Origin of the sequence: Phocaeicola oris (assembly GCF_021295095.1) — a bacterium.
GTDB classification, from domain to species: Bacteria; Bacteroidota; Bacteroidia; order Bacteroidales; family Bacteroidaceae; genus Phocaeicola; species Phocaeicola oris.
This window is the reverse complement of the sequence record NZ_JAJLQX010000011.1, coordinates 14,594-40,199: the sequence shown is the minus strand read 5'-3', so window position 1 is coordinate 40,199 and position 25,606 is coordinate 14,594. Positions and strand designations below refer to the sequence as shown.

Below are 25,606 nucleotides of genomic sequence, written 5' to 3'. Positions count from 1 at the left end.
AAAAAGAATATTACCAATGAACGCACAAGTACTTGATAAACTAAGAATTCTTGCCGAATCAGCGAAATACGATGTTTCCTGCTCCAGCAGCGGAACGGTTCGAAAAGGGAAACCGGGGATGGTAGGGAATACTGTCGGAGGCATTGGCATTTGTCACAGTTTCTCAGAAGACGGTCGTTGCATTTCATTATTAAAGGTAATGTTAACTAATGTTTGTTTGTACGACTGCGCCTATTGTGTTAATCGCCGAAGCAATGACATTCCGCGTGCTACCCTGTCGGTCAGCGAATTAGTAGAGATTGTAATGGAGTTCTATCGCCGAAACTATATCGAAGGACTCTTCCTCAGCTCAGGAGTAGTACGTAATCCCGATTATACTATGGAACGATTAGCGCGTGTAGCAAAAGATCTGCGCACCATTCATAAATTCAATGGCTACATTCATCTGAAAAGTATTCCAGGAGCCAGTAGAGAATTGGTTGATGAAGCCGGGCTCTATGCCGACCGTATGAGCGTGAATTTAGAAATACCAAAAGAACAGAACTTGAAACTTTTAGCTCCCGAAAAAGATCACAAGAGCGTTTACCAACCGATGCGGTTCATTCAACAAGGAATGCTGGAGAATAAGGAAGATCGAAAGAAATATCGCTATGCTCCAAGGTTTGTTCCGGCCGGACAAAGCACACAAATGATAGTCGGTGCTACTCCCGATTCCGACAAAGATATCCTAAACCTCTCCTCTGCCCTTTACCATCAGCCCACTATCCGGAGAGTGTATTACTCGGGATATGTATCGGTGAATACATACGACAAACGTTTACCTATTTTAAAACAACCGCCTTTGGTTCGTGAAAACAGACTTTACCAAGCCGATTGGTTACTTCGTTTCTATAAGTTCAACGTGAACGAAATAGTGGATGAATCCCATCCGAATCTGGACTTGGATATAGACCCTAAGTTAAGTTGGGCGCTCCGACATCCGGAACTATTTCCTGTGGACATAAACAAAGCCGATTATGAAATGCTGCTTCGTATACCCGGCATTGGAACTAAGTCGGCTATGATGATTTGCACATCCCGCCGATTTCAAAAATTAGGTTCGTATGAGTTGAAAAAGATTGGCGTGGTGATGAAAAAAGCCAAGTATTTCATCACCTGTAAAGAACTCTCTGTCCAAACAGTGAACGAACTCACGCCCCAAGGTGTGCGGAAATTACTTATTCCACAAGTAAAGAAAGCAGATCTACAGCAATTAGATCTTCCGTTTGATGAGTAAAAGACCTCGGAAATGAACATCTTCTATTACGATAAAACGTTTGAAGGCATACTCTGCTGCATTTTTGAAGCATACTCTCGAAATCTGTTCCCTGATCAATTAATGTCTGTCGGTTCCATTCCGCCGATGTTTATTAATAATCAAATTACTATTCTTTCAAATGAGACAAAAGCATTGCGTGTATGGAAAGGATTGGAAAGATACCTCTCCCCTTCCGCTATGTCAATGCTCACCAATGATTGGCTGTCTGAACTCCCGGAAATAGATATTGTTCTCTTTCGCTATATGCGGAAAACTTTTGACGCGAAAAAATCCATTGAAATGAATTTCTCTGATCCAGATGTACTTTACCTCTGCCAAATTTATAAGAAAGTCCAATACGAACGAATGAACATGCTGAAGTTTATCCGTTTTCAAAAAGCTGTTGACGGAACTTATTTCGCGGCCGTTGAACCACAGTTTAATGCGTTACCGTTAGCTATCCCACATTTTAAAGATCGATTTAACGACCAGCCCTGGCTTATCTACGATATCAAACGGAAATACGGATACTATTACGATTTGAAAGAAGTAAAACAAGTAACATTTGATGACCCACATTTAGAACATTTAATTACCGGAAAACTAAACGGAAGCATCATGGATAAAGATGAGAAACTTTTCCAACAATTATGGCAGACTTATTTTAAGGCCATCTGTATTAAACAGCGATGGAATCCAAAGAAGCATCGAAAAGATTTACCATTTCGATATTGGAAATATCTAACCGAAAAGCAACAAGGCTAAAGAAAAATATCCTTCGGATAAGTAATATCAACTAAGAACAACGCATTCCCCGGTACAGAACTTCCTGCAGCACAACGATCTCTCTGTTCAATTATCTGACGGAAACCGTCAACCGTCAATTTTCCCCGTCCCACATCAATTAACGTTCCTACTATTGCACGAACCATATTTCGCAGAAAACGGTCTGCCTGAATAGTAAACACCCACTCAAATTCAGCTACTTGCTTCCATTCTGCTCTTATTATCTTACAATTGTTCGTCTTTACATCGGTGTGCAACTTACTAAAGCTGGTGAAATCTGTATACTCGAACAACACTTTCGCGGCTTCATTCATCGCGTTAAAATCCAACGGGAAATAAACTTGCCAAGCATAACGACGCAAAAAAGGGTCTTTTCGTAATGTAACATGATACTGGTACGTACGCGATATGGCATCAAAACGAGCATGCGCGTCATCTCTCACCTTATATATATGATAAACAGCAATATCGTGTGGAAGAATCTTACATAACTTCTTTTCCAAGAGTGAGCTATCGAAAGGTTTATCAAAATCGAAATGGGCAAACATTTTAGAAGCGTTGACACCGGTATCCGTCCGTCCAGCTCCTACAATTTCAATTTCTTCCCGCAAAACAGTAGAGATTGCCTTTTGAACAGTAGCCTGCACACTATTCCCATTTGGTTGGACTTGCCAACCATGATAATTTATTCCATCGTAAGCCAATTCTATAAAATATCTCATCGTGTAGTAATATGGAAACACCCCTGTTTCAATTCATACTTTACATAGCACTTATCCGTCTTTTTCAGGTCATATAAGACTTCGGCCAACACCATCTTCAGTGTATCCGGACTCACAGCTTCTGTAGGATATCCTTCCGGATCTTCCAACTTATTAAATCGACGATATGAAATATCAAATGTAGTCCCATACGAATGGGCGGAATTCTCTGTCGCATTACCATTCCTGCGACGCAATTTCTTCTGATCACTCTGCGTACGCAAAACAGAAGTAACTATAATCTGATTCTGATTTAACCCTTTATTTATCAACGAATCTTGAAAGTTATCACCTATAACAGATAACAATTCTGAAGCTCTCGGAACTAAAAAAGGAATGGAATGTGTCAATGTATCAAGCAAATAAGATTTACAACTTTTTATTTCCACTAACTTATTTCCTAACTTCTCCGCTTCTACTCTCGACTCTACCGGCTGAACTCCAAAATTCTGAGCGGCAACAAGTTGTGTATCATTCATATCATTAAAACAACGCTTATAACTTATTACTCCCTTGATATTATGTGGATTGTTGTACTTCATCTCCTTTTCTCTATTATGGCAACTGCCAAATACTATCGAAGAAGAAAGAAACAATACAACTTCGATACTATAAACCCACTTGTTCATATAAAAAATCTTATTTTAAATAATTGGTGTAAAGTTAACGCAAAATTCTTTTATTACCGATAGGCAAAACAAATAAATTGCGTCAAAACGAAAAATAAAACAAACCATTTATTAACTTTGCAGAGTAATACATAAAATTTGTAGATGATAGAAAAGAATATTGTATTAGAGGATGCTGATCCCGTCATTTTTTATGGAGTGAACAATACCAACATGCAAATAATTGACGCGCTTTTTCCGAAGCTGCGTATTGTAGCGCGCGGAAACGTGATAAAAGTAATGGGGGATGAGGAAGAAATGGCAGCATTTGAAGAAAGCATCTTGACTTTAGAAAAATACTGTTCAAAACACAATTCACTGAACGAGGAAATCATCTTAGACATTATAAAAGGAAATAAACCGGCCGAGACAAATAACTCAGACGTAATTGTCTATGGCGTGAACGGACGCCCTATTGTCTCGAGAAGCGCGAACCAAAAAAAATTGGTTCAGGACTTTGATAAGAATGACATGATCTTTGCCATTGGTCCTGCCGGTTCAGGTAAAACATATACAGCTATTGCATTAGCTGTTCGTGCATTGAAAAACAAAGAGATAAAAAGAATTATCCTCAGCCGTCCTGCTGTGGAAGCGGGAGAAAAGCTCGGATTCCTTCCCGGAGATATGAAGGAGAAAATTGATCCGTACCTGCAACCACTTTACGATGCATTGGAAGATATGATTCCTGCCGCAAAATTACAAGAGGATTTAGAACTGAACATTATTCAGATAGCTCCACTTGCCTTTATGCGCGGACGAACACTAAACGACGCGGTCGTTATTTTGGATGAAGCGCAAAATACTACACCGCAGCAGATTAAAATGTTCCTTACCCGTATGGGCATGAATACAAAGATGATTATTACCGGTGATGTTACTCAAATTGATTTGCCTGTTTCTCAGAAATCCGGTTTAATTCAAGCTATGCATATACTAAAAGGCATCAAAGGAATCAGCTTCATAGAAATGAATAAAAAAGATATTGTCCGCCATAAATTGGTTACCCGAATTGTTGAAGCATACGAAAAATATGAAGAAGGACAGAAAACCATTCATGAACAGTTGAATGCTAATAAACCGGAATCAAATGAAAAGAAAGAAGTGAAGATGATTGATAAATTCCACCCTGACTTCTCTGAAATGAAATAATAAGATATACATTATTAAAAAGATATAATTATGAGTGTAGCATTAACTAAAACAGATTTCCATTTTCCTAAACAGAAATCCGTTTATCATGGCAAAGTTCGTGATGTATATAACATCAACGATGAGAAGCTAATAATGGTTGTAACCGACCGAATTTCTGCTTTTGATGTTATTCTTCCTAAAGGAATTCCGTTCAAAGGACAAGTTCTGAATCAGATTGCTTCTAAATTCCTGGATGCAACAACGGATATCTGCCCTAACTGGAAACAGGCTTCTCCTGATCCAATGGTAACAGTCGGCGTCATGTGCAAAGGGTTCCCTTTGGAAATGATTGTTCGTGGCTATCTTTGCGGTAGTGCATGGAGAGCTTATAAGAGTGGTGTCCGTGAAATTTGCGGTGTCCGTTTGCCGGAAGGCATGCGTGAGAATGAAAAATTCCCGCACCCTATCATCACTCCTACTACAAAAGGAGAGATTGGCACTCATGATGAGGATATCTCTAAGGAAGAAATCTTGGAAAAAGGTTTGGCTACTCCGGAAGAATATGCCATACTTGAACAATTCTCCTTGGATTTATTTCAGCGTGGAACAGAAATTGCAGCTGAACACGGCCTAATTCTTGTGGACACGAAATATGAATTCGGAACACATAACGGTAAGATTTATTTAATGGACGAAATTCATACACCTGATTCAAGTCGTTACTTCTATGCTAATGGTTATGAAGAACGTTTCGAAAAAGAGTTACCACAAAAACAACTCTCTAAAGAATTTGTTCGCGAATGGTTGATGAATAATGGTTTCCAAGGGAAAGAAGGTCAACAGGTTCCGGAGATGACTGACGAAATCATTGACCAGATTAGTAACCGTTACATCGAACTTTATGAGCATATCACCGGTGAAAAGTTCGTAAAAGAAGCAGGCGTTGACCTTATCGCTCGAATTGAAAAGAACATAAACAGTTACTTGAAATAATTAGTTCATAATCATAAGCTGCTTCCTCCAAATAAAAGAAGGAAGCAGCTTTATACATTATATAAATGGGTTACGCACAAGAGAATATAAAACCTTATAACGAGGAAGAGAAAAAGTCGGTCCAAGTAGAGAAGATGTTCAACAGTATTGCTCCTCACTACGATAAATTGAATCATACGCTTTCATGGAATATCGATAAATATTGGCGGAAAAAAGCTATCAGTTGTTTGAAGCAAAAGAGTCCGCAGTCGGTACTTGATATCGCTACAGGAACAGGTGATTTTGCCATTCTTTCCTATAAAATTCTTCAACCGAAAGAGTTAATCGGAGTGGATATATCCGAAGGTATGATGAATATTGCAAAAGAGAAAGCAAAAGCATTAGAATATGAGCATATTTCTTTTCAAAAAGAAGATTGTACGTCACTTACATTTCCTTCCGACAAATTTGATGCTGTGACAGTAGCTTTCGGCGTGCGTAACTTTGAAGATCTGGATGCAGGGCTACACGAGATGTATCGGGTTTTAAAACAGAACGGAATGGTGGTTATCATAGAACTATCCGAGCCACAATGGTTCCCGTTCAAACAATTATATCAACTTTATTCCGGGATATTCATTCCGTTCATTGGGAAATTCTTTTCAAAGGATAATAAGGCTTACCATTACCTGCCGAATTCCATTAAAGCGTTTCCTCAAGGTGAAGTCATGTCGGGAATTATCAATAAAGCCGGATTTAAAGAGGTGAATTTTAAGAGATTGAGTGGAGGTCTTTGTACATTATACATAGCAACAAAATAAAGAGAAAAGCAAATGAAAAAATATGGACTTATAGGTTATCCGCTCGGACATTCTTTTTCTCGCAATTTCTTTAACGAGAAATTTGAGTCTGAGATAATTGACGCAAAATATCTTAACTTTGAGATTCCGACAATAGACGATTTAACGAAAGTTATTGAAGAGAATCCGGATATATGTGGGCTGAATGTTACTATTCCTTATAAAGAAAAAGTTATTCCACTCCTAAACGACTTGAGTGAGGACGCAAAAGCTATTGGCGCTGTCAACGTCATCAAATTTATCCGAGAACCAAAAAAGAAATTAAAATTAGTGGGTTATAACTCCGATTATATCGGGTTTACTCAATCTATTCAACCTTTACTCAAACCGTATCATATAAAAGCATTAATACTTGGCACGGGCGGCGCGTCAAAGGCTATCCGTTATGCGTTACAAAAAATGAATATCGAATCTAAATTCGTTTCTCGAACAAAGAAAGAAGGAATGCTTACATACGAGGAATTGGATGAGAAGATTATGGACGAGTACAAGATTATCGTCAATTGCACTCCCGTAGGAATGTTCCCAAATACAGATGTATGCCCCAATATCCCATACGAATCAGTTACACCGAAGCATCTGCTTTATGATTTACTCTATAATCCGGACGTTACACTCTATATGAAGAAAGGTACCGAACATGGAGCTACTACAAAGAACGGACTGGAAATGTTACTTTTGCAAGCATTCGCGGCATGGGACATTTGGAACAAATAAATATATGACATGCAAATGAAAAAGAAGATAAAATACAGTGCCTTTATTGTTATTATATTAGCCATAATTTTAGATATTGGCACTGCACAATACATGATTAACTTTTCTCTGAAACCTGACGTAACAGCCTCACGGAACATTGAAACATCATGGAATAATTTAAAGAACAATAACGCAGACATTGCGCCGTGGATAGACAGTATCCGAACAAACCATATTTTAAAAGATACATTTATCGTTTCACCTGATGGATGTAAACTTCATGCCTTTTACAAAAACGCGGTATATCCGACCGGAAATACGGCTATCTTAATACATGGATACACATCTAATGCTATCTTTATGATGAATATCGGACATATCTATAGTGAATATTTACGATATAACATTCTTCTTCCCGATAACCGATTCCATGGTGAAAGCGAAGGTTCTCATATTCAAATGGGATGGAAAGACAGGAAAGATATTCTTCAATGGATGAAAGTGGCTCAGGCCATGTATGGTGACAGTTTGGCAATGGTTGTTCATGGTATTTCCATGGGTGGCGCAACAACCATGATGCTGTCGGGAGACAACTTGCCAGGTTATGTGAAATGTTTCGTTGACGACTGTGGATATACCAGCGTATGGGATGAGTTCAAAAATGAAATGAAAGCGCAATTCGGTATACCTCCTTTCCCTATATTATATACAGCAAGTGCATTAAACAAAATTGAGCATGGATGGGGATTCAAAGAAGCATCATCTTTAAAACAGGTAACCAAATGCAAACTGCCTATGCTGTTCATTCATGGAGCAGAAGACGACTATGTGCCGACTGACATGGTATATCCGCTATATAAAGCAAAACCTGAGCCGAAAGAACTTTGGATAGTACAGGGAGCTGCTCATGCCGAAGCATATATTACTGACCGGCAAGCTTATCGAAAAAGAGTTTATGACTTTGTTAGCAAATATATGAAATAAGTCATAAAGTTAAACAGCCCGTTTCATCAGCATGAATCACTCAACTCATCAGCATGAATCACTCAACTCATCAGCATGAATCACTCAACTCATACGCATCACTTTTCACTTTTATAAGCATCATCCAAAAAAAATTGCTCATTGTTCTTCTTCTCTTTTCATTTTGCACTATCTTTGCACTCAATGAGTAAAGCCAAACACATTATCACCATCATATTGCTCCTTCTTTTCATCGCACAGGCAGGAGCAAAAGAGTATACTGTCAAAGATATTCTAATGGTACACCTTCAAGACCGTACAAGATATGTGTCCAATCCGGATGGTATTCTATCCGCTTCGACTGTGTCAACCATAGATAGTGTGCTTTATGCACTTGAACAAAGGACAGGAATCCAAACAATTGTGGTTGCTGTTACAGGAATTAAAGATGGTGACTGTTTTGAATTTGCCTATCAACTGGGCAAGCAAAACGGAGTTGGTCAGAAACAGCGTGATAATGGCTTAGTCATCTTACTTTCCACCGAAGAGCGATGCATTCAATTTGTCACCGGATACGGACTGGAAGGGACATTGCCTGATGCAATCTGCAAAAGAATCCAAACCCAATACATGAATCCGTATTTTGCCAACAATCAGTGGGATGAAGGTATGGTAGCCGGAATCAGAGCGGTCGGTGGTATATTGGATGGTTCTATGGAGAATATTGCTCAAGACGAGGACGACGATGCCGATTTAACCGGATTAGCCGTATTCATGCTCATATTCTTAGTAATTATGTTATCTATCAGATATTCTATCCGGAAAGCATCAGCCTGCCCGAAATGCAAGAAACACCATATTCAACGCATGACATCCCATCTGCTATATAAGAAAAACGGAGTGAAACGCGAAGAAGTCACTTACTTATGCAAGAACTGCGGGCACGTGTTTAAAAGAATTGTTGAGTCATCGGATGAAAGCTATCGCGGCCCACGTGGTGGAGGTGGCATTTTTATCGGTGGCGGAAGCTTTGGCAGAGGAGGAGGCTTCTCAGGTGGCAGTTTCGGTGGTGGCAATTTCGGTGGTGGTGGCGCAGGAAGTCATTTTTAATCCTTATTATAATTATATACAAACTAAAATATAAAAGAAAATGAAAAAGACTGTTATTCTAATTATTGTTCTCGCTGTAATAGCCATGTGGGGAATAAGTCAGTACAACGGACTTGTAACCAGTCAGGAGTCGGTCAATACTGCTTGGAGCAATGTCGAGAACCAATACCAACGTCGGGCTGATTTGATTCCAAACTTGGTAAACACCGTAAAAGGATACGCAGAACACGAAAAAGGAACATTCGAAGCTGTTGTAGAGGCACGAAGCAAGGCAACATCCATTAAGATTGACGCTAACAATCTGACAGAAGAAAAATTGAAAGAATTCCAAGCTGCCCAAGGGGATGTTACCAATGCATTAAGCCGTTTGATTGCTATCTCGGAAAACTATCCTGAGTTAAAAGCAAACGAGAACTTTAAAGAATTGCAAGCTCAACTGGAAGGAACGGAAAATCGCATTGCTGTTGAACGCCGTAACTTTAATGAGACAGCCAGAACATATAATACTACTATCCGTCAATTTCCTCGCAACATCATTGCAGGCATTGGCGGATTCAATGCACGCCCATATTTTGAAGCTGCCGAAGGAAGTGAAAAAGCTCCTGAAGTTAAATTCTAATCTGTAATCATGTCCAATACATTTGGAAATATTGTTCGTCTGACTACATTTGGCGAGTCTCACGGGACTGCCATCGGAGGTGTAATCGACGGTTTCCCGGCCAACATCACTATTGATGAACAATTCGTTCAAAAAGAACTAAATCGTCGTCGTCCAGGTCAGTCGAACATAACTACCGGTCGTGAGGAACCGGACTCCGTTGAATTTCTCTCAGGAATATTCGAAGGCAAATCTACCGGCTGTCCAATCGGCTTTATTGTCCGGAATCTCAACCAACGTTCAAACGACTATACTAACATCATGAATGTATTCCGCCCATCGCATGCCGACTACACCTATGCAGAAAAATATGGGTTACGCGACTATCGAGGCGGAGGTCGTTCGTCGGCACGCGAAACTATCTCACGAGTAATAGGGGGCGCTTTAGCAAAACTGGCATTGAAAGAATTAGGCATATCAGTTACCGCGTATACATCTCAAGTTGGCAATATCCAATTAGACAATGACTATAAGAAATACAATCTCAATAAGATAGAAGAGAATATTGTTCGTTGTCCGGATACGGAAAAAGCCGATCAGATGATAAAACTCATTGAAGAAGTGAAAGCCGATGGTGATACCATCGGAGGAGTAGTTACCTGTGTTATTAAAGGATGTCCGGTAGGATTGGGAGAGCCGGTGTTTGGAAAACTGCACGCGGCATTAGGATCAGCCATGCTCGGTATCAATGCAGCTAAAGGATTTGCATACGGTGAAGGATTCGACAATATGAATTTACGCGGTAGTCAACAAAACGACATCTTTTATAATAATAATGGAAAGATAGCTACAAAAACCAATAACTCTGGAGGCATACAGGGGGGGATTAGTAACGGACAGGACATTTACTTCCGCGTAGCCTTCAAACCGGTCGCTACCATTTTAAAAGAACAACATTCCGTAACAAAAGACGGAGATGATACTACCCTACTGGCTCATGGTCGGCATGATCCGTGCGTATTACCAAGAGCTGTTCCCGTAGTTGAAGCAATGGCTGCCTTAACCGTATTGGATTATTACCTTTTAAATAAGACTATTCACTTATAAATAAGGTATATTATCAAAGATAATTAGACTAATTCAAACTGAAATCTACAAAAAGTGTGGAAAACCTATAAAAAAAGTTCAATTAATTTTGCCGAATTATAAAAACTCCTTATATTAGGCGTATTTATTAAACAATATAATAAAACAAGTATAAATAATAAATTAACAATTAACCATACACATGAAAAGCATATTCTTTTCCGCAAATAAGGACAGACCTTTACCTATATATAAATAGAAAATAATATCGCCCAAAGAAAGGAAATATTAACCCAAAAGGCCAAATAATTCTTTCTGATTTATTTTTTTTATTTTATTATGAAAAAAAAGTCCTATTATTTGCTTATTTATGGAAAATCATTTAAGTTTGCAGGGTAAAAAACGTACCATATATATTCGAAAGCTATGAAGAGAGATACGCTTGGTAAGCGTTATGATTTGGAAATAGATGAGAAATATACTTTTTATTTTTAAATTTATTAATTAAAAGTTTTTGTTATGAAAAAAAAGTTTTTAAGTGCAATCCTGTTTGGTGCTCTTTTAGCAACATCTACAGGAACATTTGTCTCTTGTAAGGACTACGATGATGACATCAAAGACTTGCAAGGGCAAATTGACAAGAAAGCTTCAGCCGACGATTTAACCACTAAGGTTAGCGCGTTGGAATCGTCAATTAGCGCGGCAAAGGGTGATGCTGGAACAGCTCTCGCAACTGCAAAAGAGGCATTGGAGAAAGCAAACGCAGCTGATCCGGAAACAGTTAAAAAATTGAAGCAAGCTGTTGAAGACGCAGAAAAGAAGTACGCAACTATTGAAACTGTAGAGGCTAAAGTTAAAACAGTAGCAGATGAGGTTGATGGGTTGAAGAAACAAATTTCATCTGAAGGTTTTACTCCTGCACAGCAAAAAGTTATTGATGAAAAGATTGCTAAAGCAACATCTAAGGTAGATCAAGTATCTGCTGAAGTTGCCGCTTTAATTGGTCACCGTTTGACAAGTTTGTCTGTTATCACAACTCAACACATCAACGGTATTGCAGCTATCACATTAACATCTTTACAGTACGTTCCACAATCTTACTTCGCGCTTCCTAAGCATGAGGTAATGTACAAGAAAGACCACGCGTCTCGTCCGGTATTGGATCATATCAGCATCGCTAAGGCTCCGGAAGTGTACATCTCTACTGAGAAGAACAAAGCTTACTTCCACGTAAGTCCAAATCTTGGCGTTCGTAATCAGGATATTACAATGCCTTCATTTGAAAGTATCACATCAACTAATGTTACAAGAGCTGCCGGTGATTTGGTTAAAGTTAACACCCCAATTAAACCAACTGCTTATAACATCAACAAAGATGTTTTGGAAGTACAGTATAAGAAGACTGTTACAGGAAGGATTACTACTAAGGGTAGCGCTCACAACGATGGAAAAGAAACATTCACAATGGTTTCTTTAAAAGCTCCTATAGCAAAAGCTAACTTGGCTAAGGGTGAAGAAGCCGCAGCAGTTAACTCTGAATACGTACGCGTTGAAGAATATTTCAAAGCTCCGTATATCGCAAATGCTAAACATTCATTCAATAAGCACATACCTAACCTCTTCGCTGACGAAGTTGAAATAACATCTGACCCTGAAGTTGGAAAAGATGGTCTCTTCGTTCACTATCATGACTCTATTTGTGCTTATGAATCAGAAGTTGACAGATATGTTGACATCAAAGCTGATTACAGCAAAGAACTTGATTTGAAGAAATATGTTACAGTTTGTGTAAACGACGTTGATAAATTCAAGAATCATGCAAATCATGAGAAGTTGGCAGACTTCGCTGATTATGGCTTAGGCTTTAAGTTCTATTTAGCTAAGGCTCCATACATCACATTAGGTGGTCCTGAAGGTAACTCTAACAAGACTGACCAGCAGCAATTTGCTAATCTTACTGAAGATGGTATCATGACTTCTAAAGTTTATACTATTGACGGTGGATCTGCAACAGCTGTAGGACGTGAACCTCTTGTTCGTGCTGAATTATGGGATCTTGTAAACAAGAACCTGATTGCTATCCGTTATATCAAAGTTAAATGGGTTAAAGAAGTTGGCGAAACTAAGCTTGCTTACACATTCCCAGAATCACTTTATGAATGCAATGATTTCGTAAGTATCATCGGTACTCAAGAAATGAATGAGCAGATCTATGATAAGGCTAAGAAAGGCGGTATGACTAAGGCTGAATTCCACGCAACTTATCTGGATTCCGGTTTCGATCCTAATGACAAGGCTGATTGGGGTAAAGTTGAATTGATTAAGAATACAGAAGGTGATGTAGAATCTTATAACATTAAGTGGACTATCACTCATGCTGACATTGTTAAGAAATATCCTAACTGGAATACTTGGAACAACAGCAAACCAATGGAATTCACTAAGACATTCTTCTGGAAGAGCGGTACAACCAATACATTGGTTATCACTGTAACTAAGAAGATCTACAAACCTGAATTCGTTCTTTGGGGCTATGATGGTCGTTATTGGAGAAATCAAAACGAATGGACTGTATTCAATGTCAACCCAATCGTTTACGATACTAAGGAAGCTAACCCGGCTTGGGCAGCTAACACTAAGAACAACCCAACATGTAACATCTATACTGACCTGTTGAATGGTTTCTTGGATGATATGGGTAAGAAACCGACAACCGGCGCAGACGGTGCTATCTACTTCACTGTTGATCGTCAGTTGGTAAATGCAACCTATACTTACAAACCGGGTAACAAGTATTACTATGCTGCTGATTACCAGAATGTAGCTTCTGGCTTCAAGGGTGTTGACCGTAAAAAGAACACATACTTAAGCTATGCTAAGGAAGGCGTTCGCTTTACATTTGACGAAGAGAAGTTGAAGAGTGGTAAAGAGTATGTATACACTTACTTCGATAAAGCAACAAAGAAGACAAAGAAAATGCGTGCGACAGTTAAGGATAACGATACCAAATCACCGAAATTGTATATCAATAAGGAATTGGCTGCAACTATCGTTAACTACGAACCAAATCAGTTGAATGCTGCTGAGTTGACATACAACATCAAGTTGCAAGAAGAGAACCCAACTCACGCACCTTGGGCAAAGGATGGTGATAACGTTTCATTCCCAACAGAAGCCGCAAAGGCACTTGTAGGCGAATTGATTCCTATCAAGTTGGTTGCTGATCTTTGCAATGATTCAGAAACACATCCGGTAAATGCAAGATATGCGCACACTGTTGTTATCAAAGCATACGATGCATTCATCATCGAACCGTTGAAGCACAACAATCCTAAGACTGATAACTTCACTGACGCAACTATCAAGGGTAGCACAATCAGTGTAAAAGAAGCTAACAAATATCTGTCTTGGAATGCTGACGAAAAGGGTAAATACTATCCGGTTGTTAAACCAAAAGTAAAGAACGCTCCAGCAAACTTGGCTGAAGAATTAGGTGACTTCTATGAGGCAGAAGATGCTATCTGGGATGTTGACAATATTAAGACAAACTTGAAACTTATCAATGGTAACTTAATTCCTACAGAAGGTGTTATGGATGGTCCGATGCCGGCTAATACAAAAGTTGAGGCTGCTCCAAGCAAGGTAAATGCTGAAACTTTGACTTACCACAACTATAGCGGTACTCCTGTAAACAACGATTATAAGATGTATATCCCTGTAACTTACGGTTACAAATGGAAGACATTCGTTGTATACAAAGAAGTTCTCGTTAAGAGCAACAAGGGTACTGACGATAATCAAGGTAAATAATCTGAATAAGATAAACTAAATTAAAGAGGGTGTTCCCTTACGGAACACTCTCTTTTTTACATAATAGAAATTAGATTTGAATAAGATGAAAAGATTATTAAAAGCTTTACTCGTTATTTGTACATTGGTACTGTTTTCATGCGGTGGAGGATCAAGTTCAAGTCCAAAACATCCATACGCCGGAACATTCACAACTCAAGATAGTATTAAGTTTGAATTAAAGAACGACTCTACTGCATTGATTTCATTCCCCAATGGAAAAACATACGACAGCACGTGGAAAATCGTTAAGAATGATGATCAAGAGTGGGTTAATATTGAATTCTTAGGAAATCAAGAATATTTCTATCTACAAGAAAACAATATCTATCACAGTCGTCGTGATATGGATCACAAACATTTACCTAACAAGGTTACCTATCAAGACTGATATTCATTCAAACGTGACAAATAAAAAGAAAGCTGACTCTAAAAAGAGCAGCTTTTTTATTGCCTATACCTCAATGGTTACATCGGGGAAAAAATAAGTCACCTTGGTAATTCAAAATTCCATAAAGAAACAGGGAAAAAATGATACGCATGAATCGCTCAACTCATACGCATGAATCGTTCAACTCATACGCATGAGTTTAACAAATGATACGCATGAACCGAGCAACTCATACGCATCATTTTCCACATTTATACGCATCGAATTGAGATTAGTTTCCTATCACTTCTGAAGTTTATCTTTATCGGTAAATCCATCTCTGAAGAACTTCTCCTCCTTTATTTCCTTTATACGCCGTTCCGCAACCTGATAATTTGAAAGCGCGTTCTCTACAAGTGTACCATCTTTCAGGCGAGCCACTCTCCGCTCCTCAGGAACCATGGACATATACTTTTCATAAGCAGCAACAGCCTTTGAATAATCCTTTAAGCCATAATCATACGACCGACCTATGCGATAATAGATATAATAATCTTTCGTTAAAGAATAAAGTGCTTTCAAACGCTCAATCTCTTCTTTATATCTTCCGGCTTTAGCATCGCAAACAGCCGAAGCATCAATCACTTTACACATCACACTGTCATTCGGCATAGAAAGTTCAACTGCTTTATCAAGCATATCAGCCCCCTCATCTTTCCACGACGTTGACGCAGCCGACATTCCATAATAATATAGCACACCCACATCATTAGGGCTCAAGCGATGTGCCTCTTTCAAATTATCATAAGCCCCATAATACCAGTTATCACCATAATACGACATTCCTAAATAGTAATAAGTAGTAAAACTGCGATCACCGGCTCGTTTAAGACTTTCATACCGCAGAATGGCTGTCTTAAAATCTTTATTAAGACAATATGCTTTGGCGTTCTGACGATTCACATCTATACCGGTGGTATCCGACTTTCTATAATTCTCTGTCAGATCGATAGCATCCTGTACCTGATTGTTATCCAAGAATATACCGGCGATATGAGCTACCGTCTGCTGATCCAATGAATCCAAGCGATAAGCCCGATTATATGCAAGAAAAGCATTAGCCACATCATCCTGTCCCTCATAAGCCATACCTAAATACTTAAAAGCCTCTGCCGAAGTGGAATCTCTATCCAGCCACTGATGTGTTGCCTCAATAGCCGTTTTTAAATCGTTGGCATTTAAAAGAGAACGTACATGCAGCGAACGGAAGAAACTGTTTTCAGGTTTTAAATCAGACACCCGATGATAGTAATTCGCGGCTTGCAAATAATTACCCATAGAACGGTAACAATCACCAATATGAACTAACGATTGAATATTAGAATCGGCATCAGGCAATGCGCTCCATGAAGAAATAGCATCTCTATACCGATTAATAGCCATCTGAGCCTTTGCTTTATAGGTTAGCAAAAGCGAATCCTGCGTATCCGCGGAAACTAAATTAATAACTTGCTCATAATTGTAATCTTCCATTTCCCGAACAACTCTGTCCTTTAGTAACGGGTATGAATCGGAAACAATCTGAGCAGGAACAGGCAACACATAAAGTAGAGCAAGCATTGCCATTGTCACAAAAATTTTCTTTTTCATCATCATTCGTTTTTTTATGTTCAATAATTAAACTATTCCTGATTTCACATTATCGCCTTCTATAACCAACACCTTCTTAGCAATCAACGCATTCACTGCTTTTTCAATAGCCGTATCAGCAATTGGAGTACGACGGGCATAGCCAAACAGTTGAGAAGTCAGCTTTTTCACATCGTCCATTGGAATAGCCATTTGCTGATCAATGATAAATTGAACGGCATTCATATATTCTATCAATGGAATATCGCCTGCGTCGCGTTTGGAATTAATTCTGTAATACGGGTAATGATTATACATAGAAGAATCCAACCAAATAACTCGATTATCAGCAGGCGACATCGGATCCACGATACAAGTACTAAGGACTCGGTCGTCTACGATGCGCTTGAGTTTTACGGTAACCTTTGTTTCCCAAATAGAAGCGACGCGCTTATATATTAAAGACATGGTCATCGGCTGTTCCACTTGTAGTATATCCTTGATATATTTGCTCATTCGATCAGCGTTTTTTTCGAGATTTTCCATTCCAATCGCTTTCAGAATCGGCATTTTAGCAAATTTGTAATCAATTTCCTTGTCGTTTTTCAATTCAACGACCGGTTCATCGGAAATATTGAAAGCCTTAGCCTTGTAAATCGGAGCTTCTTCTACCTTTTTATCCATAGGTCTTTGTAAACTCTCTAATTTATCCACCACTCGATTCAAAACTTTCTCTTTATTCTCCAGCCAGTCGACCGACCAGATTCGCATGATATTCCACTTCAGCATACGAAGCACATTCGGCTGACAAATCTCCCTATCGCGAGTTGTCTTGGTCTCATAATAATTCTTTCCATCTGTAAGAATTCCCAACAGATAAGTATCGGAATGCTTAGGATCGAGCACAGCCAAGTCAATCTTGAAGTTGGAACGTCCAACAAACGTATCCACTTTATATCCCTTAGCTTCCAGTTCTTTCGCGATAACCGAAACCATTTCACTCTGCCGCGTCAACTTCGACTGACTGATAGATATAGAAGAAGTTCCATGATCGGCAAACTCCAAAAATCGTTTCAGTCCCTCTACTCCTTTTGCCTTAGAACGCTTTAAATCAATCTGTTCTGCACGAAGTGTAGAGAATATAATCATTTCGTAACGAGCACGAGATACGGCAACATTCAAACGGCGCTCGCCACCCTCATTATTCAATGGACCAAAGTTCATGGAGACATGACCACTTGCATCCTGACCATATCCCACAGAGAATAAAATTACATCACGCTCATCACCCTGCACATTCTCTAAATTCTTTATAAAAACAGGTTCTTCACCTTGATAAGCAAGTGTTTCTAAATCAGGATACTTCGACAACTCATCGGTAAGCATATCCTCTATCAGGTTCTGTTGAACAACACTGAACGAAACAATACCGATACTTAACTTCGACAGTTCAGGATCCTGCAAGCGACGGAGGACTTCTTTTACAATAGCTTCTGCCTCCGCCTTATTACTACGAGTCCGGCCTTTATCGTAAATTCCGTCCACCTTTACCAAACGGACTTTAGAAACGCGATCGTCAACAGAAGGGAAAGTATATAGTTTTCCATCATAATACTGCGAATTACTGAATGCAATCAGACTTTCATGCTTACTACGATAATGCCATGTAAGATAATGCGAAGGCATGGATAGTGAGATACAATCATCTAAGATACTCTCCATATCATCCACATCAGCTTCCTCTTCTTCTACCTGAGTGGATAAGAAGAAACTGGTAGGCGGCATCTGCTTCGGATCACCAACAACCACCAATGTCTTACCACGAGCAATCGCTCCGACAGCCTCACTGGTAGGCATCTGCGAAGCCTCATCGAATACAACAATATCAAATTTATCACGGTCCAAATCAATATATTGAGCCACAGAAATAGGACTCATCAGCATACAAGGACACAGCTTCGGCAAAAGGTTTGGAATCTGATCAATAAGACGACGAATGGTTGTACCACGACCACCATTGGTAATATTCCGCTTCAAGATTCCCAACTCCGAACTATTCACCGCCTCCATTAATAAATTAGGAACACGCGAAGCTAATTTGTAATAAAGTTCTTTCTTTGTAACTTCCTGAAAGTCGGCAGTCAACCGGCGGTACTTGTCTATCACACCCTCGAACAGCAAACCATTAAACAACTGTAATGACTTATCTGTATTCACCACCTTCATAGTCATCTGATGACTAACGCCCTTAAATAAAGCATCGGCAGCCTCCTTACCTGTTTTATGTTTGTCAAGAATATAATCCATTGCTGCCCCTAACTTCCGAGCAACAAAATCACGCTCCCTGTAACACCACTGATACCAATCTTTCAACTCACCCAAATGATTTATCCATTGATCAATCAAGGCAGGTATCTTAATATGAATCTGTTCTTGTGGGAACTTTGCTTCTGCCAATACCTGAAGATCCACATTTGCGGCATCCAATTGAGCAAATAAGTCATTAATCCGCTTAAGCGTATCTTCATAAGACTGCTTAAACATATTCCAGTCCGTTCCTATTTGACGATTGAAGCCGGAAAGTACTTCAACAAGCGGAACCTCTGTGTTTTGAGAATACTCTTGAAGAAGATGATAAACTTGAGGAGCAACTTCCAATACCTTATGAATATCTTCCCATTTTTCATTATCTCTCCGCCCAAGCAGGTCAAATATCTCTGTCAATTCATTCGCGTGCTTCTCAACTATCTTATTCTCTCCTTGATAATCAACCAATTGTCGCAACAATAGAGAAACAGCATCCGCATTTAACGACGGATTATAAGCCTTCAATCGGCTGACAAACGAGCGTTTAGCAAAAAATCTCGGCAAGAACCACTTGTTTAATATTGCATTCCATTCCATTTGCAACGCGAAAGCATCTAAATCAAAGATTTGAGAAACAAAACTCTTCGACAAACTGCTCTTTATTGCTTCTCTCTTCATTCCACTTGCAGTCACATGCTTCCATTCATCAAGCAATCCCTGATTCGCACATATATCTAAAATGGATTTGTTCAGCAAAGGCAAGTTAACCAATAACCCGCTCATTTTATTCATCCAAGCTAATCCGTTCAATGTATCAGGGACAACTATCAAGAAATGGTCGGCAAAGAACTGCTTGTACTGAAGTATATCGATAAACAGTTTTTTAAATCCCTCTAATAAATTCTTTATTTTAGTTGCCGAATCAGGAGTGACATCCCGAGGTTTCAAGTAACGGAGAGGATGCTCCTGAGGATGTCCGATTACTTTCATTACCGTATCCAAATCTGTCATTTCATCCCTGAGCTTATCCAACTTATCTTTCGTCACAGAGTCAATAAGCTCTGTTGGAATTTGAACCTCCTCCCCATTAACGGATAGATAATTAGCAATACAATCATAAAGAGAAAACCCAGACTCCCGCGATTGATGCAATGACTCCATATAACGGATCAACTCCTTACGTCGTTCAAACAGTTCCTTTGAAATCTTCGCAAATTCTTCCGGTTCTTTAATATGAACTGCTTCGATAGCCTGATTCATCTGCTCTAAGAAATGTGACTTGGTCGCTTTGTTTGAATGCATCTCTAAGCAAAACGGATCCAACCCGATTTTCTTCAATCGCTTTTGAACAACAGACAAAGCGGCCATCTTCTCTGCCACAAACAATACACGCTTTCCTTTATATAAAGCATTCGCAATCATATTGGTAATAGTCTGAGACTTTCCGGTTCCGGGAGGACCGTGCAGAATAAAGCTCTTCCCTTCACCTGAATCAATAACAGCTTCCATTTGCGAAGAATCCACATCCAACGGAATAGCGAAATTAGAAGGCTCCATCTCTTTATCCACCTTTCGGGCATCCACACCTTTACCATCCTCTTGCCATTGAATACGACCATCCATTAAACTGGATATCACTTTATTCTCACGAAGTTTTTCTGCGTTAGAATGAATATCATTCCACATCACAAACTTATTAAATGAGAAAATGCCAAGCATAGATTCCTCCAAAACATCCCAACCTTTCATGTTACGAATACAAGTCCGGACAATGGCAAATATTTGTTTGATATCCAGCCCGCTGTCATCTTTCGGCAATGGATCGAGATTGGAAAGCTTTAAATCAAATTGCTGCTTCAACAACTCAACCAATGTAATATTCAGCATTACGTCTTCATCGCGCATACGAATGACATAACCGGTGGTACCTCCTTTTCTAATGATATCAACCGGCAACAAAAGAATGGGAGCGAACCGCGGCTTCACACTCTTTGCAGTCTCAAACCATTTCATGACACCCAATACGACAAAAAGAGAATTGGCACCATTTTCTTCCATTGCCGTTCTGGAAGTACGATAAATAAACTTCAGTCGATTCTGCAGTTCTGCTTCCGTCATATAAGCATGCAATTTTTTATCATCCAAGTCCTTAACAATCAACTCTTCCACCTGTTGCTTATACTTACTCGAATCATACATACCGGAAGCATCTGTCTCCACCTCCTGTTTGAATGGTGATGGAAGTATCTGATAAGTCTCTCCTTCCTGAAGGTGATCCTCTAAGTGATCGATATCAAAGGAGACAAATGGAATAGTCCGTTTCCCTAAGCGGATGCTTATCAAGTTATTCCGTAATGAGAAATCCAACAGCTTACGTTCCCAAAGCATTTGTTTGGTCACTTTCCCTTTACTGTCATCTATTTTTATATCGTAACGACTAAGCTGTCCAACTTCTTTGGTTGCGTTCTCATGCTCCACTCCGTCGTTCTCAATTATCCAATTTCCATCCTTATTAATACGTTGCGGCAATGGGCGGATGTTATTCAGCCGGCAACGATAAACATCAACAAATAACTTGAAATCACCTTCTTTCAATTCGTTTTGAGCTTTAACAACAGCCGTTTCAAAATCTATATGATGTGAATCGGTCAATGCTGTTGACTCAACCAAAACGATATCATTAATACCATCTGCACTGCCTTTCAACAGATAAGACGCATCATCGCCCACTGTCTGAGTATAAATATCGGTGGTCAATCGGGCTCCCACAAAAATATGTCCTTTCAACAACACAAGCAACGGATGAATTCCTATGGATTCCAAAGCCGAAGCATATAATAAGGTAAGGTCTATACAAGTTCCCAATTTCTCGGACAACACCTTATCAACCAAGCGGATTCTTTGACCGGCTTCCTCAAAACTCGCAGGAGGCGCGGCATAAACCAACGACTCCGAACGAAGAGCCTCGTAAACTGCGGCAACTTGTTGACGAACTCGATTGGGATCCTGCGTCTGATACTCATCTAAAGCCGAACTCTCTGTCCACTGTTCCATGAACTTCGATGCATTCACTGCCACTCTTGATAAAACAGGCGCGTTCGGAGTAACAAAACTTGCCAATAATTCCGGAAGGATGGCAGATCCCGTCCACTGGTCGTATGCCATCAGATAAATAGGATATGCTTTCTTTACTGCCTCTTCGCCATCAATCAGAACGGTTAACTGAAAAGTTGTATGGACTCCTTCCGTCAACTCCATCAACCGGCGAACATCCGGCTCTAACTCCAACTGATTAATTTGAACGGTCTGACCTTTTGGAACGACATCCATCACCACCTCCGAATGCTTCATCATCGTTCCATCTACCATTATTCGCGCATTATGCCAATCGGTTTCATCATTATTTCTCAAATCACACGAATTAAAAGCGGCATAACGATTATGAATCATCGCGTAATTTATGCAAGGCAAGTAATCTAAACGGATGCTTCCGTTATGATTCCCGGTAAACAAGCAGTCTTCTTCTGTACTCTCAACCATAGTATATATAGAAATATCATATTAAATGCCTCAAATATACAAAATAGAAAAGAAATAATCGTATGATGGCAGATTAACGTTATATAAAACAAAGTTAACCAATAAAAGAAATTTTTATACCCATGGAAATACACTATAATCAGTACCGCGTTTCAAGTTAATTTGATGAAGTTACCTGCCTCACCGTATGGTTTTATTATTCGATACGTATAAGGCAATCAACTCATGCGTATCAAACGATAAAGTCATACGCATCAAACGATCAACTCATGCGCATCAAACAATCAACTCATACGCATCAAAACGTTGATAGATACAGATTGAATCTATTCCGACGAATTATACAGAAATCGATCGGTCGTGTAAAATACCTCAGGCATATTAATCGTTAAACGAATTGCACAAGTTTACATGCAAACCAACTTTATCACACGATAATATGTTATCTTTGCAACCAAATTAAATACCATGAAAAAGCTCAGAGACAGAATATTAAAAGATGGTAAATGCTATTCCGGCGGAATTCTGAAAGTAGACAGTTTCATTAACCATCAGATGGACCCGAATTTAATGAAAGAGGTAGCCGTGGAATTTATACGTCGTTTTGCGTCAACCGAAATCAACAAGATTCTTACCATTGAGGCCAGTGGAATCGCCCCAGCTATTATGACCGGCTTTTTGATGAACCTGCCGGTAGTGTTTGCCAAAAAGAAGAAGCCGTCGACCATGGAAAAAATGATCACCACAACCGTTCATTCGTTTACAAAAGACAGGGACTACAGTGTTTGCATCAGTCAGGATTACCTGACTCCGGACGACAAGATACTCTTTATTGACGACTTTTTAGCATACGGAAACGCGGCAAAAGGAGTTATTGATTTAGTCCGGCAAAGCGGTGCTCAGCTGGTCGGCATGGGATTTATTATAGAAAAAGCATTCCAGCATGGCGGCGATTTTCTTAGAAATGCCGGCATCCATGTGGAATCATTGGCCATTATTGAAAGTTTAGACAATTGCGAGATTAAAATCCGTGAGGAATGATATGTTAAGTAAACGTAAAATCCGTTATATCTTCATGACACATCTTCGATAAAAAACTGAAAATTTGGAAGATATAGTTAGAATAAATACCTTTGCGGTCGAATTTCTAACCAATATAGATAAAAGAAAGATGAAAGCATTTGTTTTCCCCGGACAAGGAGCCCAATTCCCGGGTATGGGCAAAGACCTTTACGATAATTCAGCATTAGCAAAAGAACTTTTCGACAAGGCAGATACTATTTTAGGTTATAAAATAACAGATATAATGTTTCACGGCTCTGATGAAGATCTTCGTCAAACAAAAGTTACACAGCCGGCAGTATTCCTCCATTCAGTTATTTCAGCCCTCTGTTTAGGCGACGCGTTCGTACCGGACATGGTAGCAGGACATTCACTTGGTGAATTCTCCGCGTTAACTGCGGTAGGCGCGTTAACTTTCGAGGATGGTCTGAAGCTGGTTTATGCCCGTGCCATGGCCATGCAGAAAGCTTGCGAAGCAACTCCATCAACCATGGCTGCCATTATTGGCTTGCCCGATGAAAAAGTAGAAGATATCTGTGCCGAAGTTAACAAGGAAGGCGCTGTATGTGTACCGGCTAACTTTAATTGTCCTGGACAATTGGTTATCAGTGGCGACATTGATGCCATAAACACCGCTTGCGAAAAAATGAAAGAAGCCGGAGCCAAACGCGCGTTAGTGCTGAAAGTTGGAGGCGCATTCCATTCTCCGTTGATGCAACCGGCAAAAGACGAGCTTCAAGCCGCTATTGAAAAGACAGTCATCAATACTCCTAAGTGTCCTGTTTATCAGAATGTGGATGCCATGCCACATACCGATCCGAAAGAAATCAAAGCTAATTTGATAGCTCAGTTGACTTCTGCCGTTCGTTGGACAGCCAGTGTTCAACACATGATTGCCGACGGCGCGACCGACTTCACGGAATGCGGTCCGGGTAAAGCATTACAAGGTATGATTACCCGTATAGACAAGAATGTTACTGCACACAGTATAGAATAAAGTACATTTTATATCAAGAGAAACGGATGCATCGGTTGATGTGTCCGTTTTTTTATAACATATCAAACACTTACTTTTTTATTACTCATAAAACATTTTCTCATAATATTTCAGTACTTTTGCAAAAAGATAACACGTAACAAATGAAACCACATTATGACATAGGATATGCCTTAAGCGGCGGATTTATAAAAGGATTCGCACACTTTGGAATGATACAGTCTCTGATAGAACATGATATTCATCCGGGCATCATCTCCGGAGTAAGTGCCGGAGCTTTATGCGGAGCTCTACTGGCTGACGGAAGAGAGCCCTATGAATGTGTTAATTTATTTGATAATCAATCGTTCAAAGATTTTACTTCATTCTCATTAAGCGCCAGCGGATTACTCGACTTGAAGAACTTTAAAGAATTCCTAAAAGAAACACTTCACGCGAAAAATATCGAAGATTTGAAAATACCTTTGATTATCACCGCGACAGATTTAGATCATGGCGTAAGCGTTCATTTTACCAAAGGCAATTTAGTGGATAGAATAGCAGCCTCTTGCTGTATGCCTATTCTTTTTACTCCTATTACCATCGGAGAGACCCATTATGTAGACGGTGGAATACTCATGAACCTGCCGGTTACGACTATCAGAAAGAGTTGCAAAACAATCATCGCGCTGAGCGTCAGTCGATTGATAGCCAACGAGTACAATATGAATGTGATATCTATAGCAAACCGTTCGTATAACTTTATTTTTCAAGCAAACTCATTACCTCAAAAAGAAATCGCCGACTTGGTCATTGAGCCTACCGGACTTGAGAAATTCAGTAATAATCAACTGGAAAAGGCAGACGAGATCTTTAAAATAGGATACGATGAAGCAAATAAAGTATTAGGCAAATTAGAAAAAGAATTAACATAATATCATT

Annotated in this window: 19 protein-coding genes; 15 read left to right on the top strand and 4 right to left on the bottom strand. The window is 39.4% G+C overall.

Features of this window, described 5'->3' with window-relative positions; translation table 11 throughout:
* The first annotated feature begins 16 nt into the window (after window positions 1–16).
* Together LO761_RS07035 and LO761_RS07030 are read left to right on the top strand one after the other, a co-directional pair.
* Window positions 17–1,276, top strand: a complete 1,260-nt coding sequence (locus tag LO761_RS07035; RefSeq protein WP_272817577.1) for a putative DNA modification/repair radical SAM protein — start codon at window positions 17–19, stop codon at window positions 1,274–1,276.
* Between the two features lie 12 nt (window positions 1,277–1,288).
* Window positions 1,289–2,062, top strand: a complete 774-nt coding sequence (locus tag LO761_RS07030; protein ID WP_272817576.1) for a TIGR03915 family putative DNA repair protein — start codon at window positions 1,289–1,291, stop codon at window positions 2,060–2,062.
* On the opposite strand, the gene truA is transcribed toward LO761_RS07030, so the two are convergent.
* Window positions 2,059–2,805, bottom strand: a complete 747-nt coding sequence (truA, locus tag LO761_RS07025) for a tRNA pseudouridine(38-40) synthase TruA (protein WP_272817575.1) — start codon at window positions 2,803–2,805, stop codon at window positions 2,059–2,061. The genes LO761_RS07030 and truA overlap by 4 nt on opposite strands.
* Window positions 2,802–3,386: a DUF5715 family protein gene (locus tag LO761_RS07020; protein WP_407951551.1), complete on the bottom strand. Its 585-nt coding sequence runs from the start codon at window positions 3,384–3,386 to the stop codon at window positions 2,802–2,804. The genes truA and LO761_RS07020 overlap by 4 nt, the downstream gene beginning before the upstream one ends.
* Window positions 3,387–3,617: 231 nt before the next feature.
* Here LO761_RS07020 and LO761_RS07015 point away from each other — a divergent pair, with 231 nt between their 5' ends.
* The 10 genes from LO761_RS07015 (at window position 3,618) to LO761_RS06970 (ending at window position 15,171) form a co-directional block, all read left to right on the top strand.
* Entirely contained in the window at window positions 3,618–4,661 is a 1,044-nt protein-coding gene (locus tag LO761_RS07015; protein WP_272817573.1) for a PhoH family protein, read from the top strand.
* A gap of 30 nt (window positions 4,662–4,691) precedes the next feature.
* Window positions 4,692–5,636: a phosphoribosylaminoimidazolesuccinocarboxamide synthase gene (locus LO761_RS07010; protein ID WP_272817572.1), complete on the top strand. Its 945-nt coding sequence runs from the start codon at window positions 4,692–4,694 to the stop codon at window positions 5,634–5,636.
* Between the two features lie 65 nt (window positions 5,637–5,701).
* Entirely contained in the window at window positions 5,702–6,436 is a 735-nt protein-coding gene (gene ubiE / locus LO761_RS07005) for a bifunctional demethylmenaquinone methyltransferase/2-methoxy-6-polyprenyl-1,4-benzoquinol methylase UbiE (RefSeq protein WP_272817571.1), read from the top strand.
* A gap of 12 nt (window positions 6,437–6,448) precedes the next feature.
* Window positions 6,449–7,192, top strand: coding sequence for a shikimate dehydrogenase family protein (locus tag LO761_RS07000; RefSeq protein WP_272817570.1), 744 nt, complete (start codon window positions 6,449–6,451; stop codon window positions 7,190–7,192).
* A gap of 15 nt (window positions 7,193–7,207) precedes the next feature.
* Entirely contained in the window at window positions 7,208–8,158 is a 951-nt protein-coding gene (locus LO761_RS06995) for an alpha/beta hydrolase (protein ID WP_272817569.1), read from the top strand.
* Between the two features lie 183 nt (window positions 8,159–8,341).
* Window positions 8,342–9,247: a TPM domain-containing protein gene (locus tag LO761_RS06990; RefSeq protein ID WP_407951549.1), complete on the top strand. Its 906-nt coding sequence runs from the start codon at window positions 8,342–8,344 to the stop codon at window positions 9,245–9,247.
* A gap of 40 nt (window positions 9,248–9,287) precedes the next feature.
* Window positions 9,288–9,866 carry a LemA family protein gene (locus tag LO761_RS06985; protein WP_272817568.1) on the top strand — a complete coding sequence of 193 codons (579 nt, stop codon included), beginning with the start codon at window positions 9,288–9,290 and terminating at the stop codon, window positions 9,864–9,866.
* Between the two features lie 9 nt (window positions 9,867–9,875).
* Window positions 9,876–10,952, top strand: a complete 1,077-nt coding sequence (aroC, locus tag LO761_RS06980) for a chorismate synthase (RefSeq protein WP_272817567.1) — start codon at window positions 9,876–9,878, stop codon at window positions 10,950–10,952.
* Window positions 10,953–11,450: 498 nt separating this feature from the next.
* Window positions 11,451–14,741: a hypothetical protein gene (locus LO761_RS06975; protein WP_272817566.1), complete on the top strand. Its 3,291-nt coding sequence runs from the start codon at window positions 11,451–11,453 to the stop codon at window positions 14,739–14,741.
* An 85-nt stretch (window positions 14,742–14,826) separates the two neighbouring features.
* Window positions 14,827–15,171 carry a hypothetical protein gene (locus LO761_RS06970; protein WP_272817565.1) on the top strand — a complete coding sequence of 115 codons (345 nt, stop codon included), beginning with the start codon at window positions 14,827–14,829 and terminating at the stop codon, window positions 15,169–15,171.
* Between the two features lie 282 nt (window positions 15,172–15,453).
* Here the strand turns inward: LO761_RS06970 and LO761_RS06965 are convergent, their stop codons facing one another.
* Both LO761_RS06965 and LO761_RS06960 read right to left on the bottom strand, forming a co-directional pair.
* The gene (locus LO761_RS06965; protein WP_272817564.1) at window positions 15,454–16,800 is read right to left on the bottom strand and encodes a tetratricopeptide repeat protein; all 1,347 of its coding nucleotides are present in this window, start codon (window positions 16,798–16,800) and stop codon (window positions 15,454–15,456) included.
* A gap of 27 nt (window positions 16,801–16,827) precedes the next feature.
* Entirely contained in the window at window positions 16,828–22,626 is a 5,799-nt protein-coding gene (locus LO761_RS06960; RefSeq protein ID WP_272817563.1) for a DUF4011 domain-containing protein, read from the bottom strand.
* A gap of 468 nt (window positions 22,627–23,094) precedes the next feature.
* Here LO761_RS06960 and xpt point away from each other — a divergent pair, with 468 nt between their 5' ends.
* From xpt to LO761_RS06945, 3 genes are all read left to right on the top strand, one after another.
* Window positions 23,095–23,667 carry a xanthine phosphoribosyltransferase gene (gene xpt, locus LO761_RS06955; protein WP_272817562.1) on the top strand — a complete coding sequence of 191 codons (573 nt, stop codon included), beginning with the start codon at window positions 23,095–23,097 and terminating at the stop codon, window positions 23,665–23,667.
* A gap of 130 nt (window positions 23,668–23,797) precedes the next feature.
* A complete protein-coding gene (gene fabD, locus LO761_RS06950; protein ID WP_272817561.1) occupies window positions 23,798–24,685 on the top strand; it encodes an ACP S-malonyltransferase in 888 nt (295 codons plus the stop codon).
* Window positions 24,686–24,828: 143 nt separating this feature from the next.
* Window positions 24,829–25,599 (top strand): patatin-like phospholipase family protein, encoded by a 771-nt coding sequence (locus LO761_RS06945; protein ID WP_272817560.1) that lies wholly within the window; start codon window positions 24,829–24,831, stop codon window positions 25,597–25,599.
* Window positions 25,600–25,606: the final 7 nt, after the last annotated feature.